Below are 17,676 nucleotides of genomic sequence, written 5' to 3'. Positions count from 1 at the left end.
AAACGAGGTTCTGGTCTTAAGTGTGGCCCGCTCGTTCCGCGAGCGGTTGCGAAGCGGTCGGGGCTGCGATTCGTAACTGTGGTCCGGTGCTCGAAGCAACCGCTCGCGGAGCGAGCGGGCCACACTCAAGACCAGAGACGGGCGTTGAGTGTGGCCCGCCGCGCTCCATCCGTCGGATTGACGGCGGGGATTGCACACTTTAGCATCCAGGCAATCACGAGATTTGCCGACCGGGTAAGCAATTGAACCCGGTCGGCGATTCCAATTCGTGCGACGTCCGATGTCTGAACTCGCCGGTTTCATTGACGCGATCTTGAACGACCTCGACGACGACACGCCGCGCTTGGTGTTCGCCGCAACGTTAGCTGCCGCCAACAGCAGGAACGCGATCGGGTACGGTAGTAGCCCCAGCGGGGCGAGCGCGAGGATGTACGGCGGCGGCGGGTCGCTCGTAACCGTGCCAGTCTCCCCCGGATGCGCCCACGCCGCCGGGAGCGGGTCGTAAACCGGTGCTCCGTCCCGGAGCGCCGGGCCGTGAGATAGTCCTGGGTAAGGTCCGACGGGACGTGCCGGTACGTGGCCGCCGACGCCAGCGCCCCTACACATGCTGCGACCGCTCCCGTTACACACCGCGCCAGCCCGCGGCGCGCCGCCACCCGTTTTATCCGGCCTCACAAAATGCGGTCGCGTCGGTGCCCCGGATGGCCGAACGAATCCGCCCCCGGTATCGTTGCAGGAGCATACCACCTCAACCACACCGCCACCAACCGTGGAGACCTCTCCGATGGCCAAGAAACCGCTTCGCGTCGGCATGATCGGGTACGGGTTCATGGGCCGCGCCCACTCGAACGCGTACAAGCAGGTGGGCCAGTTCTTCCCGTCGAACCACGAGGTCGTGCTCCAGGCGGCCTGCGCCCGGAACGCCGACGAGGTCAAAAAGTTCGCCGACCAGTGGGGCTACGCGTCCACCGAAACCGACTGGCGCAAGCTGATCGAGCGCAAAGACATCGATGTCATCGACATCTGCACGCCCAACAACATGCACAAGGAGATCGCCATCGCCGCCGCCGCCGCGGGCAAGGCGATCCTGTGCGAGAAGCCGCTGGCGATGAACGTGCCCGAGGGGCGCGAAATGGTCGCGGCGGTCGAGAAGGCCGGCGTGCCGAACATGGTGTGGTACAACTACCGCCGCATCCCGGCGGTCACCCTCGCCAAGAAGCTGATCGACGAGGGCCGGCTCGGCAAGATCTTCCACTACCGCGCCAAGTTCCTCCAGGACTGGACGATCAAATCGGACCTGCCGCAAGGCGGGCAGGGGCTGTGGCGCCTCGACGCCGCCGCCGCCGGCAGCGGGGTGAGCGGGGACCTGCTCGCCCACTGCATCGACACGAGCATCTGGCTGAACGGCCGGCTCGACAGCGTGTGCGCGATGACCGAGACGTTCGTGAAGGAGCGGATGCACACCCTGACCGGCAAGGTCGAGAAGGTGAGCATCGACGACGCCTGCACGTTCATGGGTCGGTACGAGAACGGGTCGCTGGCGAACTTCGAGAGCACCCGGTACGCCCGCGGGCACAAGGCGCTGTACACGTTCGAGATCAACGGCGAGGACATGTCGCTGTTCTGGGACCTGCACGACCTGCACCGGTTGCAGATCTTCGACTACAAGGTGGAGGGCAAGCTCCGCGGCTGGTCGAGCATCCACGTCACCGACAACGGCGGCGACCACCCGTACATGAAAAACTGGTGGGTGCCGGGGCTGGCGATCGGCTACGATTCGAGCTTCACGCACCAGGTGGCCGATTTCATTCAGGGGCTGGAGAGCGGCACGCCGCAAGGCCCGACGTTCAAGGACGCGCTCGAAACGCAGTGCGTGCTCGACGCCATACTCGATTCCGCGAAGGGCCAAAAGTGGGTCGACGTGGCGAAGGCGTAGCCCTCAGCGGTTTAACGGCGGTCCCGCCGGGACCGCCGGTTCGCTCGATCGAGGCTATTGGGGTAGCCAAGGTGGACGATCCATTCCCTGATCCGCCGGTCCCCACATTCGACGCGGACGGGATGATGATGCCGCCGTGGATCAAATACCCGTCGGTCCCGCGAGCTTCTATCGGCTGGCGGATGGGCGAGGGCGAGGAGTATTGGGACAACTTTCGGGCGTGGTGGGCAACTCAGCAAGTTGCGGTTCGGACGGCGGTGCAAGCGACGTATCCCGAGCCGACGGGCTGGGCTGGCTTCTATGAACGGGTGTAGCGCCGAAGGTGATCGTTCGCACGAGCCGAGGTTGTGTGCGACCGACGGCGGGCGGTATGCTCGCCGCGCAGGAGGAAGGAGCGATGTCCGCGCCCGCGCAAGCTCTCGTAACGCTCGAAGAGTACGCCCGGTTGCCCGATCCGGACAACGGGATTGATGATCTCATCGCCGGACGCGTGGTTAACCGACCTTTTCACTCCGCACAACACGGGCTGGTGTGCGGGAACATTTGTGGCTTGTTGGGCGAGTACCAGCAGCGCCGCGGGACCGGCTCCGCCTCCCTGCGCTGTGGGTTGGTGATCGCCCGCGACCCCGCGACGGTGACCGGCCCGGATGCGGCGTTCTGGAGCGACCGAACCGACCTCCCGCTCGAACACGGTTGGCCGACTCGCCCACCGGACGCGGCGTTCGAAGTCGTTGATGCCGGTGAACCGTACTCCGATGTTATGCGCCGTGTGCGGCTCTTGGTTGAGTTCGGTGTCGGTGTGCTGTGGCTGGTTGATCCGTCCCTCCGGTTCGTTGCCGAGTTCCGCGGGCCGGCCGTTCGGACATTTGAAGTCTCGGACACCCTCGACGGCGGGGACGTGCTGCCCGGGTTCGCGTGCAAGGTGTCCGACCTGTTCGCCTGACGTACCGCGCCTTTTCGGCGCCGCGCTGAAATGACCTTCGCGGTCCGTCGTCGTTCGGCTGACTCCACCTCTCGTGCGTCACCTTCGGGACCGACCCATGCGCAACCTGTCGCTGGCCGCACAACGCAAGCTCATCTACCTCACGACCCTCGGCACCGCCGCGGTGCTCGGGTACTGGTTCCTCTTCTCGGACGGGCTGCCGATCCTCTGGGGGCCGACCGCGAGGGCGTCCGAAATCGCCGAAGGGCGCGAGCTGTTCGAGCGCGAGTGGGCGCCCAACGACCCGCTCGCCCACGGCGACGGTCTCGGGCCGGTGTTCAACGCGAAGTCGTGCGCGACCTGCCATTTCCAGGGCGGGCTCGGTGGCGGCGGGAACGTCGAACACAACGCGATGAGCTTTGAGATCCACTCGCGCCCCAGCGACCCGACCTTCCGCACCGGCACGGTTCACAACTTCAGCACCAACCCGTCGCTTCGGGAAACGGAGCGGACCCTCCGCACCCTGTTCCCTGTGATTAAGGGGCGCACGATCACGAACGCGGGGCACTGCGCCACCAACGTCACGATCCCCGATTTCGATCCGGTCCGCACGCAGCCCGTACAGACCACCGCGCTGTTCGGGGCGGGGTGGGTCGATCTGATCTCCGACCGCGCGATCTTGCGGAACGAGCGCAACCGCGGGCTCCGCGCCGCCGGCCGTGAAATGTGTCTCGAGTTCGACAACATTCCCATTGGTCGGGCACGCCGGGTGGCGGGCGGGATCGGGAAATTCGGCTGGAAAGCGCAGTTCGCCACCCTGGAAGAGTTTGTGGCCGCCGCATGTGCCAACGAACTCGGCCTGGGCACGCCGCTGACCGAACAAGCGAAGCCGCTTTCCGGACCGAGCCCGTCCGTTGAGCCCGATCTCGACAAGAAGCAGTTCCGGGCGCTGGTCGCGTTCGTGAAAACACTGCCCAAACCCGTCGAAACCGCCGACGGGCCGAACACCGAACGAGGCAAGCACGTGTTCCACACGATCGGGTGCGCCGTTTGCCACGTTCCGGACATGGGCGGGGTGAAAGGCGTGTACAGTGACTTCCTGTTGTACACACTCGAAGACCCGCCGCCCCCGGGTGGTCGGGACGAGTACAACACCGCCCCGCCGCCCGAACTGCAACTGGCGGAACGTGCCGACGGTGAGCCGAGGTTGAACGAGTGGAAGACCGCGCCGCTGTGGGGCGTCGCGGATTCAGCGCCGTACTTCCACGACGGCGCGTCGCCGACCCTCAAGGACGCGATCCTGCGTCACCGCGGAGACGCGAAGAGCGTGAGCGAGAGGTTTAAATCTCTCGGCGCCGACGAGCAGGCCGCCCTGCTCGCCTTCCTTGGCTCGCTGAAGGCACCGCCGGACGCGCCGCGGCTCCGCGACCCGTCGATCACGAAGTTGAGTCGCAAGTGAGTGCGAAGAGCAAACCGCCGACCCCGGCCGAACTCCGGGCGGCCCAGAACAAAACCGTTCCCGATGTGATCGGCCCCGGTTTGAAAGTGCTGTTCTGCGGCATCAATCCCGGGCTGTACACGGCCGCGATCGGGCATCACTTCGGACGGCCGGGCAACCGCTTCTGGCCGACCCTTCACCGCGCGGGGTTCACGCCCCGCCTGCTCGACCCGAGCGAGGAGCTGGAACTGCTCCCACTCGGATACGGGATCACCAACGTGGTCGCGCGGGCCACGGTCGGTGCGGACGAACTGACCAACGACGAGTACGTGACGGGCGGTGCGGCGCTGCGCGAGAAGGTCCTCGCCTTCGCCCCCAAGTACCTCGCGGTTCTCGGCATCGGTGCGTACCGGGTCGGGTTCGCGCGGCCCAAGGCGGTCATCGGGCTTCAACCCGAACCGATCGGCGAAACGCGGGTGTGGGTGCTGCCCAACCCGAGCGGCCTCAACGCTCATTACCAGGGCGACGATCTGGTGAAGGTGTTCCGCCAACTTCGCGAGGCGGCGGGCTGATCTCTTGCTACCGACGCGCACGTCCGGTTAACATCTCGTCCCGGTAGCGCCCGGTACCGCCGTCGCTCCCACGTCTTCCGCTCCGGGAGTTCTTCGCCATGCGGTTCGCCTTGGCCGGGTTGCTCTGCTCTCTGACCATCGGGGCCGCGCTCTCGACCGCCCCTGTGCCGAAAGCGGGACCGACGCGGGGGCTGCTGGCCGTTACGAGTAACACGAACGGGAACTGGGAAATCTACCTCGTGCAGGCGAGCACCGGCGCGGCCAGACGGCTCACCGACAACACGGCAAGCGACACCGAACCGGTCTGGTCGCCCGACGGGAAGCGGCTCGCGTTCACCTCGGACCGTGCCGGCGAACCGGACGTGTGGCTGATGAACGCCGACGGCACCGAGCCCGAGCAACTCACCAGGAAGTGCGGCGGCTGCACGAGCCTGCGATGGTCGCCCGACGGCAAGCGGATCGCGTTCACCGGTCGGCAGAACGGAATCGAGCAGGTCATGGCCGTCGAGGTCGCGACCGGCAAGGTGAGCCGGCTCACCGACGGGACCGTCTTGTGCCGCCACGCCTCATGGTCGCCCGACGGGAAGAAGCTCTCGTTCGGCTATTTTCCGGGCCGCTACGCGATCTACACGGCGACCGCGGAGGGTAAAGAACTGGCCGAACTCACCGATAAGAAGGGTGGCTTAGACGCGGCGTGGGCTCCGAACGGTCAGCAGCTCGCGTTCATGACGCTGGGCGCGGACGGCGGGTGGCAGGTCTTCGTGATCGGCGCCGACGGCAAGAACAAGAAGCAACTCACGAAGAGCGCGAACAACTACGGGGCTAGGTACCCGCTGTGGTCCCCGGACGGGAATTTCATTTCGTTCGCGGAAATCGTTGACGGTAAGCTTCAGGTCGCGGTGATGCGGGCCGACGGGAGCGACCCGAAGGTCATCACGTCGAAGCACGAGCACACGCTGGCGCGGTGGTCGCCGGACGGTAAGTCGCTCAGCTACGTGCGGTCCGAGAAGGGCCAGCTACCCGCGCTGTGGGTCAGCGACATCGACGGCGGTAACGCGAAGGAACTGCTCGGCGGCGTGGGGACGTGGGCCGCCGAGTGGAAACCGAAGTAACTTACGCGGGGCGGCTGACGAGGTTGCGGTAATAAGCCTCGAACCGCTTGGTCATGGCCTCGCGGCTGTACTCCGCGGCCACCCGTCGCCGCGCCGCGGCGCCGTACCCCGCCGCTTGCAGCGGGTTCGCGAGCAGCGCGCCGATCGCGCTGACGATTGCGGCCTCGTCCCCGGGTGGGACGACCACGCCGCACCGGCCGTCGTCGAGCAGTTGGGCGTTCGCGCCCACGTCCGTGGCGATCACCGCGCGGCCGGCGGCCATGTACTCGAGCAGCGCGTTCGACATCCCCTCGGAGTGCGACGGCAGCACCGCGATATCGACGCCGCGCAGGAAGCCGGGCACGTCGGACACGGAGCCCCGAAGGACGAACCGGTTGCCCAGGCCCAGGTCCGCGTGCAGCCGTTCGAGTTGCGCGCGCTGCTCGCCCTCCCCGGCCACCTCGAACACGAGCTGCGGGTGCTTCGCCAGCGCCGCTTTGGCCGTGCGCATCAGCCCGTCAATGTTCTTGACGGTGCGCAGGTTGGCCACGCACCCGACCTTCACGAGCTTCTTCGAGGTGTCGGGGAGCATGAACCGCTTGAAGCGCGACGTGTCCACGCCGTTCTCCAGAACGGCGACATCGTCCGGGGCGGCCCCGTCGTGCGCGACGAGCGCTTGCTTTCCGGCGTCGGTGTTGGTGAGTGTGAGGTCCACGAACGGACGCACCAGTTTTCCGAGCAGGCGGTGGCGGCGAGTCAGCCAGTAGCCCAGATTGTTCCTGACGCGCAAAACTTTACGAATCCCACACATCTTGGCCAGCGGTGCGCCAAAGTAAGCCGAATCTGTGAAGTACACCTGAAGGATTTCCGGACGGCACTGCTGCCAGAACGTGCGGAGCCGACGTGCGGCCGCGAGCGCGTTCGCGCTGGCGAGCTTCCGCACGCCCAGCCGCACGACGGGGCAGTCGGCCGGCTCCAAGCCGCGCGAGAGATCGTCCTCGCCGTCGAGCAGGACGAGCGTCGGCTGCACCCGCGAGCGGTCCAGCGACCGGATCAGCGCGAGCAGTTGCGTTTCGGTCCCGGCCCGACTCAGCCGGTCGATCATGAAGCACACGCGGACCGGTTCGGTCGCGGGTGCGGGTGCGGTGACGGGGAACATAAGGCGCGGTGCGAGCAGAGCGGACATCCTTGTCCTCCTCGAATCGAATCAGGCTGCAACTTCAACAGGTGTCGGGCGAAGAGTGAGGGCGCGGAGCAGGCGCAGGTAGGCGTCGGCCTGGGCCTGGAAGGTGAACAGGTCGCGCATCCGGGCGCGGCCGGCGTCACCGAACCGGGACCGCAGCGACCGGTCGCGGAGCAACTCACCGACTTTCGCGGCGATCGCGCCGGGATCGCCGGGCGGAACCAAAAAACCGTTCACGGTGTCGGCGATCGCTTCGGGCGTTCCGCCGACGGCGGTCGCGACCACCGGGACGCCGGCGGCACTGGCTTCGAGCGCGACGTTCGGCAAACCCTCGGTGAACGACGGCAGAACGACCACGTCCGCGCCGCCGATGAGGGCGTCGAGGTCGGTCCGGAACCCCGGGAGCGCCACGCGGCCCGTGAGGCCGAGTTCCGCGATGCGACGTTCGAGTTCGCCCCGGAGCGGCCCTTCGCCGAATAAGACCACGCCGGCGTTCGGGTGCTCGCGGCAGATCGCGTGCGCCGCTTCAACGAGCACGCCGAACCCCTTCTCCGGGCTGAACCGACCGGCGCCGAGCACCACTTGCGAAACCGGGCCGCCGGCCGGGAAGAAGCCGAGCAACCGCTCGCGGGCTTGTGGGTCCGCGTTCTCGAACGCGCCGAGCCGGGCGCTGTTGCGAATGACGCTCAGGCGATCGGCCGGCACGCGGCACCAGCGGCGAACCTTCCCCGCCTGCCCTTCGGACACGCAGATGACGTGGTCCATCAGCGGCATGTGCCGGCGGTCGATCCACTCGTAGGCTTTGACCTTTCGCGTCTCGGCGGTCCACCCGCGCGACACCGCAACGGCCGGGATCCCGACCCGCCGCGCCGCGAGCCGGCCCAGCACGTGCGCCTTATAGCCGTGGCAGATGAGCACGTCGCAGGCGGTCGCGCGGAGCAGTTCGGTCACCTCACGGACGGCCGAGAACACGCGCGGGAAGTCGGCCTTGAGTGGTGCGACGGGGAACCCGTGCTTGCGGACCTCGTCAAGGAACGCGGTGCCGCGGCCACCTTCAGGAAAGGTGGCAAACGTGGTGCGCACGGTATCGGGTAGGGCCAGCGCGAGCCCGAGCATCTGACGCTCGGGGCCGCCGAAAAAGGTACTGGCGGTGAGGTGAACGAGATTCATCCCTGTGCGCATCCATGCGGCGAAGGGCAGCGGGCGTAAGACTGAAAGTGTAGGGGTTGTGCGGGCTGCCTGTCTACCCGAACTTTCTGGTTCTGTGTTTCTACGCAAGTGCCTTGCTTGTTCGTTGGCGGCGCGTGCCGAGGTCTTCGGTGACGAGTTCTGCGCGGCGCAATTCGTGGCACCACCGCGATTTCCAGAGTGTGACTGTTCCCGCCAATGAGGCGGCTCACGGCCTGCGTCGTTAACGAAATGTGACATCGGGTGAAACGCGACTTGGCAGTCGCGCGTCACCCGACGCGGTACCTACGCCGTGCCGGCGATGATAATGAGCGGGCGCTTGCTCTCGTCGGGCTGTGCCCGGCGGATCAGGTCGCGCACCATCCACGGCACGTTGCCCTCACCGAACAGCAGGAAGCCGAGCGTTCCGGACACCGGGCTGTCGTCCGTCCACCCGAAGTGGACCTCGGGCGGGCGCCCGATCTTGGCCATTTCCAGCGCGAGGGCCGCCAGGGTGTGCGCGATCGAGGCGGCGCCGGAGATCTTCACCACGTACCGGCCTTCTTCTTGCATGACCTGAAGGACCGGCTCGTTTACGAAATCGCTGGTGTCGGCCAGTTCCACCTCCACGAACACGATGATGAGGTCGCGCGGGATGCGGTGCTCGCGCCGGATCTGCGCCTCCTTGTTTGCCAGGCTGCGGCGCCCGGGGCGGTGCGGCACTAGGACCGACAACTCCAGGTCGCGGATCGTGTCCCACATGAGCCGGCTCTCGGCGTCCGCGATCTTGAACCCGGCGAACCGCAACTCCCGGCTCCGCGCGTACCGCGACCAGAACGAGGTCACCAGGATCGCCAGGATGAAGAAGGCCGCGATCTTGATGCCGTCTGGCTTCTCATAGACGTTCGCGATCGTTGTGTAGATGAACACGATGGTGATAAGCACGAACGGCCAGCACAGGCGCCGGTACCACCGGCCCTCGCGCCGGTCCCAGATATCAATGACGCTCGCGGTGCAGGCGCTGGTGATGAGTACAAGCACCCCGGTAGCGTAGGCGGCGCTCTGTGCGTCCACGCTGGCCCGGAAGATGAGCGTGACCACCAGGTTGACGACCGTGAACAGCAGCACCAGCGGGCGCGTGGCCCGCGCCCACTCCGGCGCCATCCCGTATTTCGGCAGGTACTGCGGGACGAGGTTCAGCAGGCCGGCCATCGCGCTGGCCCCGGCGAACCACAGGATCACGACCGTCGAGAGGTCGTAGGCGGTGCCGAACCACTCGCCGAAGAACGGGAGCAGCTTGCCGTCCGGGTTCTCGCCGTGCGCCAGGTACGCCAACGCCCGGTCCTTCGCCTTCAGCTCCTTATCGGCGACCCCGTGCCGCTCGGCGCCGTGCGCGTCCGCCTTCGTGAGGTGCTCCGGGGGGATCAGGCAGGCGACCACCACCGACGAGCAGATCAGGTACACGGACATGATGAGGGCGGCCGTCACCAGCAGCTTGCGCGTGTTCGCGATGCGCGCCTTCGGCTCGTGCGGGTCGTCGGAGTCGGACCCTTTGACCAGTGGCATCACCGCGACGCCGGTTTCAAATCCGGAAAGGCCGAGTGCGAGTTTCGGGAAGATGAGCAGACTGATGGCCACGACGGTGAACAGCCCGGTCCCCGCGAGCGGGCGCTCGGACTCCTTGAGGAACCACTCGCCCGCCCGAATGCGGTGGGCCAGTTGTTCGAGCCGCTCCGGGTGCTCGATCAGGTGCTCCACGCCGGCACCGACCACGGCCGCGCTGAGCACCAGGTACACGCCGACGATGACCACCGCCAGGCCGATCACCTCGCGGAACCCGCGGAGGAAGAACGCGCCCAACAGGACGAGCATGAACGACGTGACGTAGATCGTCTGGCGCGTCTTCTCGGCGTCGTCGTCGACGGACAGCGGCCAGTGCGGGTTGGTGATCAGGTGGACCGCGGCGTCCGCGGCGGACAGCGTTTTGGTGATGACGAAGTCGGTGGCGGCGAAGCCGAGGAGCGTGAGGACGAGGATCTTGCCGCCCCACCCGGAAACGAGCTTCGCCAGCATCCCGATGGAGCCCTGCCCGGTGTGCGACCGCCCGCACACGTACCAGTACACCGGCAGCGCGCCGAACAGAGTGACGAGCACGAGCACGATCGTCGCCAGCGGGGCGAGCAACCCGGCGTTCTCGTAGGCGATTGAGGGCTGGTAGCCGAGGGTGGAGAAGTAATCGACGCCGGTCAGGCACATCACCCACAGCCAGAACGACTGATGGTGGCCCTTGCCCGGCTCCGCGTGGGCGCCCGGTTGGTCGCTCATTTTACGAGGGAGTGGGCCGCGCGCGGGGCCGCGCGACAGGCGCGGCGGGCGGGCGGCGAGAGGCGGTTACAGGTGACGAGCACCGCCCCAAAACCGCTCGATATTATAGGGAAAATTTGAGTCGCGGCGCCCAGGGAGGCGGAGAACGCGCCGCCCGCGGGTGCGCGGGTGAGGCCTACAGCGCGTTCCAGAGGGCTTTTAGCGCGAACACCGTGCCCACGATCCCGCCCCCAACGATCAGGACGAAAACCGTGAACGCCCCGATCAGCTTGAGCCAGCTGCCGCGTGTGGCGGCGCCGCGGTTCTCGACCGCCTCCACCACCAACCGGGCGTTCTTGGCGTTCGCTTTGTACAGCACGTCGAGGAAATCCCCGATGAACGGCACGATGCCGAGCGCCGCATCGATCAGCAAATTCATCAGCATCCGGGCAATAATGACAGTCGGCACGTTGAGCCGGGCCGCGGCGCGGAGGATGTACGCCCCCACCGCGGCGCTGCCGATGTCACCCACGCCGGGGATCAGCCCGAGTAGCGCATCGAGCCCGACCTTCACGTTCGTGTTCGGAACGGTGACGGCCTCGTCCATCACCTTTGCGAGCCCGCGGAGGATCACCAACTCGGCCTCCACCTCCCGGGACGGAAGGATGCGGACGGTGGTCAGCTCCGGAGCTTCTTCGGATCGACGCTCTGGTGCTTGATGTGTGTTCGTTTCCACGTGTATGTGATCTCCAGCGTACCCGCCGATGATTCGATGATGGCCGGGTACGAGAACTCTCCGGGTTCGGTTTCGAGGTCCGCGACCTTCTTCCAGGTCTTACCGTCGTCGGTCGAGCGGGCGAGGCTGATGGGTGTACGAAGCACCGAGGTCGGGTTGTAGATCAGGAACACGTCGCCCTCTTGTGTCCGCACACAGTCGATACCGGAACTCGGGTTGGCGAGAGAGGTCTCTTCGGCCGGAGAGAAGGTCTCGCCGCCGTCCTTCGACTCCGACCGGCAGACGGTGAGCGGGTTCCGCGACCGCATCAACACTACGATCTTCCCGTCCTTCGCTTCAAAGAGTGCGGGCTGGATCTGGTTGAACTTCTCCGGCACCGGGAACGGGTTCGAGCGCTTCCAGGTTTTGCCCTCATCGGTGGAACGGTCCACGAACGGAACCCAGTTCCGGTAGCTCTCCCAGGAGGTCCCAGCGAGAATCGTGCCGTTCGCGAGTTGAATCGGCTTCGCCCGCACCGGCCCCATGAACGTACTCGGCATCATTTCCGGCTTCGTCCACGTCTTGCCGTTGTCGGCGGATGTGCGGACGTATCCGGTCCAGTTGTCGGGCTTCGGTCCGGCCTTGTACCAGAGGAACAGCGTTCCCTTTGCAGACTTGAACAGCACCGGATTCCAGCACGGTTGGCCGGGCTCGGTGCCGAACACCTTCGGCTCGGACCATTTCTTGCCGTCGAAAGTGCTGGCCCAGATCTCAACGTCCTTGGCGCCTTCGGCCTTGCCGCCGAACCAAGTGGCCATGAGTTTACCCGGCTCGTGCTCCACAAGGCTGGAGGCGTGGCAGGAGGGGAAGGGAGCTTTCTCGAAGATGAACATGGGAGATTGTGGGAGTTAGGTGTTTGTGCCGGTTCGCCCGGTAGTGTAGCAGTCGGCCTCGAAACCGCTGGCTGGGAGGAAAGTTGTGTAGCGTGACACGAGTCGCTGAGCTTCGTAAAGTGGAACTCCGTCAGCAAGTATGAAACAAGTCGCGTAGCAGTTATCTTCGGGTATGTGAGCCATTGCTGCGACTCTCTCGCGAGCGTCGTCTTGGTGGATTTCGAGGGCCGCAGCAACAAAGCGAGTGAGAGACGCACGAACTCTCTTGTCGTACTGTGGGTCTCGTTCTTGAGGGTTAGGAGGGTAGTTCCACTCGCGGGGTTTGAATTCGGCGACCACTTGAAATAACGTGGCCGGAGGATCGCCGGGGTGCTCACACCCGCAGACTGCTAAAGTCATCCCGCTGTTGTCCGCAAGCTGATCAAGAAGAGCCACAACAGAATCGAAGGGAGTAAAAACGGCAAGGCGATTCGGTGCAGACTCGATGACCCCCTTGGCACAAGAAAGTCCAAGGTTAAAGACTCGGCGAATACGCTTGATGCCTTGCACTTTGTCGTTGAAGCTAAATAGCACCAAATCAAATCGACCTGCTGCCGCTTCTTTCCACTCGATGGGTAGCGTTTTTCCGAGTTCACACACGCTCGTTGCTTGGGGAGAAGTTCGTTCAATATCGCTTTGGCCCTGAGCGAGGGCGGCGACCAACCGCAGGTACTCGGCCTTTTGCGGCTCGTTGTGTTCATCGAGCCAGTCGGCGTACACGAGCCGCACGGTGTCGTCCGCTGGGTTCGCTTTGAGCGCTTCGAGGAACGCCGCCTCTTCGGGTACGGTGGTCACGAACACGCCTCCGGTGCTGGAACCCGCGGCACAACGCGAATGGCGTCTGTGGGCAGCGCGCGGCGGAAGTTGCAGGCGGCCCTCATCCGGCGGACGAAATCGGCCACCGCCGCCGGGTGAATTCCGCATCCTACTACCAGTGGCAAGGTACGAAGGCGGGCGGCCGCTTCATCGTAACCAAGATTAAGTGCACGAGCGGTGAACTGGACCACATGATGATTTTCACCGTCGGCTTCCGGACACAACGCGCAGATCAGCACATCAAACACTGCGCCCGGGGCACCCTCCGGCCACGCGGTCGGTCGCACGCTGACCGCGATGGGCAACCCGCGCTTGTAACGGCCCATGTCAAATGCGAGCACGTGCGGGAGTGCTGTTTCAAACGGGAGCCACGAAAACAGTGGTGTGGGCACCGACTCGGCCAGCGCCTTCGCCTCACTCAGGCTGAGGCCTGTGCGCTCACGAATGATTTTAATGGCCTGTATCTTGTGCGATGGGCTGTATCGGTCGAGCCGCACATCAAACCGCGCCCCGGCCGCCCTGCGCCAGCTTTCATCCGTGCGAACGCTGGCGGTATACAGTTGCGTTGCCGCGTCGGTGAATGCAGGCGTACCGCCGGGCAGGCGCGCGAGGTCCGTGACCGCCCGCAGGTACTGCGCCTTGTCGGGCTGGTCGCGCTCGTCGAGCCAGTCGGCGTACACCAGCCGCACGGTGTCGTCGGCGGGGTTCGTCTTTAGCGCTTCGAGGAACGCCGCTTCGTCGGACATCAGGGCACGCAGAGGTTGTAGGGTCGCCCTCTCCACATGGAGAAGGCGAGGAGCAGACGCCGCACCTGCGCTGATGGTTCACCCGCTCACGATCTGCTCCTTCTTCGCGTCCCACACCACCTTCTTCCCGGTGCGGTACGAGATGTTCGCGAGGTGCGCCGCGGTGATGACCTTGTGCCCCAGCTCGATCGGCGAACTCGGGTCCTTGTTGTCCTTCACCGCGTTCAGCCAGTTGCGGACGTGCAGCGGCGTTTCGTTCTCCACCTTCCACTCGGCCTTAGGCTTCATCGTGGGCACGAACTTGTCGATGGTGTCGAACAACTTGATAGCGCCGCCCGCGTCCGCATCGCAGTGGAGCGTTTGCTTGGTGCCGTAGAACGTCGCGCCCACGCCGTCGTAACCGTTCACGAACTCCACCGCGAACGTCGCCACGAACTTGCCGTAGTCCCATACGCCGTGAACCACGTCCGGCGTTTCCCAGTGTTTGAAGTGGTACGTGCCTCCGTTCGCGGTCACGCTCACGGGCGCGTCCACGCCGCCGAGCCACTGGACGATGTCGAGCTGGTGCGCGCCGATGTCGGTGAGCAACCCGCCCGCGTAGTCCCAGTACCACCGCCACGCCCAGTAGCGGACCGGGTCGAACGCGACCTTCTTGGCGGTGCCCAGGAACGCCGCCCAGTTCACGCCTCGAATCTGCTCGGCGTCGAAGGTCTTCGGCGGGGCGAACGGGTCGCGCTTGAGCCAGTTGCGGCAGTCCCAGACCTTCACCCACACGAGGTCGCCGAAGTCCTTCGAGTTGATGGCCTCCTTGCACCGCACCCAGTGCTCACCGCTGTGGCGCTGGTTACCGACCTGCACCACCTTCTTCGCCTTGCGCACCGCTGCCACCATCTCCTTGCCCTGCTCGATGGTGTGGCTGAGCGGCTTCTCGCAGTAGGCGTGCTTGTCCGCGGCCATTGCGGCGACGAGTTGCTCCTTGTGGTGGTGGTCCGGCGTCGCGATGATGACTGCGTCCAGCCCCTTGTGCTCGAGCAGTTTGCGGTAGTCGTCGTACACTTCGGGCTTCGCGCCCCTCACTTTTGCCAACTCGCCGATGATAAACTCGTGCCGGAACTTCGCCACGTCCGCGACCGCGACGACGTGGTGGCCCGCCTTGACGCACTCGGTCGCGATGGTACGGCCGCGGTTACCGCTGCCGATGAGGCCGATGTTGATCTTCTCATTCGCGCCGCGAGCTTGAACGGCCGGGGCACCGAATGCGAGCGCGGATGCCGCAGAGCCGGCAATGAACGCGCGACGGTCGGGAGAGGACATTGGCAGCAGCTCCACAGTGAGGTGAGGGCGCAAAAGAACAATACCCGACCGCGATGGCCGGGTGAAGGGTGTCAGTCAGGTCGCCTCGGTTGTGATAGTTGATATCACACGTTTTAAATTGATATTGGTGATATATTAGAATCTTGTATCTGTGATGCGTTGCGTCAGTCGGAGATGTTGGCGAGGTAGTCCTCGTACTTCTTGCGGGCGGCGAACTCGGCGGCGGTGTGCTGCTTCTCCTTGGCGGTCAGCGCGTCGATCTCCTTCTCCTGGTCGGACAGCTTCTTCAGGTACGTGGCGTACACCTCGGCCTCCTTCGGGGTCTCGCGCAGGTTCTTGCGGATCCGGTCCTGGTCCGCGGTGAGCCGCCGCAGCTCCTCCTGCACCTGCCGCAGGTCCCGCGCCGCCCCGTCCCACCCGTCCTTGATCTGGAGCGCCTCGGCCAACTTCTTCTTGAGCGCTGGCGTGGCCTCGTTGAGGCTCAGGAAGTACCGGATCTGGTCCTCGGCCCCGTTGCTCAGGGCGACGGTGGTGGCAACGTCGCGCTGCTCCTTGACGGTGAACGTGGCCGTCCGCCCGGCGGCCACGGCGGCCTGGAACCGGAGCACCTCGGGGGTGTCGTCGACCGGCTTGGGGGTGTCCACCAGTTTCACCTGCTGGGCGGTGCGGTTCGGGTGCTCGATCAGCACGGTGCGGTCGGTGGTGCCCCGGTTGGCGATCCGGTACGTCTTCTCCTCGGTCACCTGGGTGACCGTGTGGACGATCCCCTTGACCGCCGTGACGCGGGTGATCTGCTGCTTGCCGGCCCCGGCCGTGGGGTCCACCTCGGTGCCCAGGTCGATGGCGTAGCTCACCAGCCGCTCCTCGTTCGGCTGCACGTCCAGCACCCGGGTGTCGCCGGCGTACACGCTCCCCTCGAACACCGTCACCGGCCCCTGGTTCAGGTGCGCCCCCGACGTGTTCTTGAACCGCAGCCCCAGGAGCGGGTGCTTGGCCTGCACCGCCGGGTTGTAGATGCTCACCCGCGCGCCCTCCACCTCCTTGCCCACGATCGGCAACAGCGCGCTCTTCTGCCGCGGCAGCGTCACCGGGTGGTCGATCGTGTACTGGAAGAAGTCCCCCAGCGCGCCCGACGTGGCCGCGTTGCCCACTACGCCCTGGTTCATCTTGCTCGCGAGTTCGCGGCCGAAGTCGTTGGCGTATCGCTTGCGGTCGGCGGCATCTCGTTTTTCGTCGGTGTCGGCCAGTCGCATTCGGCTTTCAGGCCCGCCGCCGGGACCACCGAACCCGCCGCCACCGAACCCGCCGGAACCGGGCGGGGCCGCTGGAGCGGCTGCGATCATCGGCTTGGCAGCCTTGGCATCCGCGGGGCCGTTGTGCGCGAGGCCGTTGCTATCCTTGAACCCGCCGGAGTACGTGACGGGTCGGAGGGAGGCGAAGAGTTCAGGCTCGACGGTGGGGCGGTTGACGTACAGCGGGTTGTACAGGTCCATCTTGAAGCTGATGGGGCGGCCCGACACCAGCGCCATCTTGACCCCGGCCCAGTCCTCGTCGGTCGGGTTCTCCACCATCGCCCAGCCCTGCAGGTACGGCTTCTCCTTGTGGCCCGCGTCCAGCAGCAGCCGGTAGCTGGTCTTCCAGATCGGGGCCTCGGTCACGTACCCCACCTGCACCCGCCGCCGCCCGTCCCCCGCGAAGTGCAGGCTCACCGCCTTCTTCTGGCTGTCGTGCGACAGCGCCAATACGTCCAGCGCGCGGCGGAACTCGGACTCGAGCACCGGGTTGCTGAACCGCAGCGTCTGCACGTCCCCCAGCTTCACCGCCCGCATGCCCTCCGCGCACCACAGGTTCAGCACCTCGGCGTCGAGCACCTGGGTGCCCGCCGGCACCCGCTGCTTCTCGATCCCCACGATGGTGCCGGACAGCTTGCCCGGCTGGTTCGCCGCGGTGGCGCTCACCGCCACCTCCACCCGCTCCCCGCGCAACTGCCCCAGGATGCCCGCCAGCGTCGGGCTCCCGGTCAGGTTAATGGCGAACGAGCTGAGGGTGCGGGCGATCGGCTCCCGGCTGTCGTAGCTCACCGCGCTCACCCGCCCGGTGCCGCTGAAGTCCTCCAGCACCATGCTCTTGAGCAGGTCGTTCACGTCCCCCTCCGGGAACGTCAGGTCTACCCGCGCGTCACCCTCTACCTCGCCGGACCGGGAGAAGTACCCGACCCCGCTGTTGAACAGCACCACCCGGCTGATCGGCAGCGTCACCGCCGGCTTCAGGTCCTGCTTCGCCTCCCCGGCGGCGCTGAGCCACTGGTCCACGCACACGCCCAGACCCACCGCGCCCGCCACCGGCGCCGCCCACACCAGCCACTTCGCCTTCGACATGGGAGCTTCCTTCGAGAACGGAGATTAACGCGACGCGCCCCGAAGTTCGGGGCGGGTTGATGTCACCATTCAGACGAGTGAGACTGTCGGGCCGTTGTGCGGAATCGAAATGTTACAATCGCGGGCGTTCGGGTCGGCAGGTCGATTCTTGTGAAATCGCGG

At 65.9% G+C, this 17,676-nt stretch carries 16 protein-coding genes; 7 read left to right on the top strand and 9 right to left on the bottom strand.

All coding sequences use genetic code 11. The features are described from left to right. The first annotated feature begins 280 nt into the window (after positions 1–280). The 7 genes from R5W23_RS19125 (at position 281) to R5W23_RS19095 (ending at position 5,980) form a co-directional block, all read left to right on the top strand. Positions 281–505 carry a hypothetical protein gene (locus R5W23_RS19125; RefSeq protein ID WP_261185838.1) on the top strand — a complete coding sequence of 75 codons (225 nt, stop codon included), beginning with the start codon at positions 281–283 and terminating at the stop codon, positions 503–505. A gap of 279 nt (positions 506–784) precedes the next feature. Continuing rightward, the gene (locus R5W23_RS19120; RefSeq protein WP_261185837.1) at positions 785–1,936 is read left to right on the top strand and encodes a Gfo/Idh/MocA family protein; all 1,152 of its coding nucleotides are present in this window, start codon (positions 785–787) and stop codon (positions 1,934–1,936) included. 71 nt (positions 1,937–2,007) lie between these two features. Beyond that, positions 2,008–2,250 carry a hypothetical protein gene (locus R5W23_RS19115; protein ID WP_320687663.1) on the top strand — a complete coding sequence of 81 codons (243 nt, stop codon included), beginning with the start codon at positions 2,008–2,010 and terminating at the stop codon, positions 2,248–2,250. A gap of 83 nt (positions 2,251–2,333) precedes the next feature. Further along, entirely contained in the window at positions 2,334–2,879 is a 546-nt protein-coding gene (locus R5W23_RS19110; RefSeq protein ID WP_320687662.1) for a Uma2 family endonuclease, read from the top strand. A gap of 97 nt (positions 2,880–2,976) precedes the next feature. Continuing rightward, a complete protein-coding gene (locus R5W23_RS19105; protein WP_320687661.1) occupies positions 2,977–4,317 on the top strand; it encodes a di-heme oxidoredictase family protein in 1,341 nt (446 codons plus the stop codon). After that, positions 4,314–4,868, top strand: a complete 555-nt coding sequence (mug, locus tag R5W23_RS19100; RefSeq protein ID WP_320687660.1) for a G/U mismatch-specific DNA glycosylase — start codon at positions 4,314–4,316, stop codon at positions 4,866–4,868. Before R5W23_RS19105 ends, mug begins: the two co-directional genes overlap by 4 nt. Positions 4,869–4,966: 98 nt before the next feature. Continuing rightward, positions 4,967–5,980: a hypothetical protein gene (locus R5W23_RS19095; RefSeq protein WP_320687659.1), complete on the top strand. Its 1,014-nt coding sequence runs from the start codon at positions 4,967–4,969 to the stop codon at positions 5,978–5,980. 1 nt (position 5,981) lies between these two features. Here R5W23_RS19095 and R5W23_RS19090 read toward each other — a convergent pair whose 3' ends face one another. From R5W23_RS19090 to R5W23_RS19050, 9 genes are all read right to left on the bottom strand, one after another. Next, positions 5,982–7,145 carry a glycosyltransferase gene (locus R5W23_RS19090; RefSeq protein WP_261185832.1) on the bottom strand — a complete coding sequence of 388 codons (1,164 nt, stop codon included), beginning with the start codon at positions 7,143–7,145 and terminating at the stop codon, positions 5,982–5,984. A 21-nt stretch (positions 7,146–7,166) separates the two neighbouring features. Continuing rightward, complete coding sequence (locus R5W23_RS19085) at positions 7,167–8,312, bottom strand: glycosyltransferase (protein WP_320687658.1); 1,146 nt, start codon at positions 8,310–8,312, stop codon at positions 7,167–7,169. Between the two features lie 303 nt (positions 8,313–8,615). Beyond that, positions 8,616–10,634, bottom strand: a complete 2,019-nt coding sequence (locus R5W23_RS19080; RefSeq protein ID WP_320687657.1) for an APC family permease — start codon at positions 10,632–10,634, stop codon at positions 8,616–8,618. 175 nt (positions 10,635–10,809) lie between these two features. After that, positions 10,810–11,247, bottom strand: coding sequence for a DUF4112 domain-containing protein (locus tag R5W23_RS19075; protein WP_320687677.1), 438 nt, complete (start codon positions 11,245–11,247; stop codon positions 10,810–10,812). 44 nt (positions 11,248–11,291) lie between these two features. Continuing rightward, positions 11,292–12,146, bottom strand: coding sequence for a sialidase family protein (locus R5W23_RS19070; RefSeq protein ID WP_261185829.1), 855 nt, complete (start codon positions 12,144–12,146; stop codon positions 11,292–11,294). Positions 12,147–12,236: 90 nt separating this feature from the next. Then, positions 12,237–13,055: a TIGR02996 domain-containing protein gene (locus R5W23_RS19065; RefSeq protein ID WP_320687656.1), complete on the bottom strand. Its 819-nt coding sequence runs from the start codon at positions 13,053–13,055 to the stop codon at positions 12,237–12,239. Further along, positions 13,052–13,822 (bottom strand): ribosomal protein L7/L12, encoded by a 771-nt coding sequence (locus R5W23_RS19060; protein ID WP_320687655.1) that lies wholly within the window; start codon positions 13,820–13,822, stop codon positions 13,052–13,054. The genes R5W23_RS19065 and R5W23_RS19060 overlap by 4 nt, the downstream gene beginning before the upstream one ends. A gap of 78 nt (positions 13,823–13,900) precedes the next feature. Next, positions 13,901–15,136, bottom strand: coding sequence for a Gfo/Idh/MocA family protein (locus R5W23_RS19055; protein ID WP_320687654.1), 1,236 nt, complete (start codon positions 15,134–15,136; stop codon positions 13,901–13,903). Positions 15,137–15,300: 164 nt separating this feature from the next. Beyond that, a complete protein-coding gene (locus R5W23_RS19050; protein WP_320687653.1) occupies positions 15,301–17,514 on the bottom strand; it encodes a DUF4139 domain-containing protein in 2,214 nt (737 codons plus the stop codon). Positions 17,515–17,676: the final 162 nt, after the last annotated feature.

The sequence above is a fragment of the Gemmata algarum genome (genome assembly GCF_034097035.1).
In the GTDB taxonomy this organism is placed as follows: domain Bacteria; phylum Planctomycetota; class Planctomycetia; order Gemmatales; family Gemmataceae; genus Gemmata; species Gemmata algarum.
This window is presented reverse-complemented; position numbering and strand designations above follow the sequence as displayed.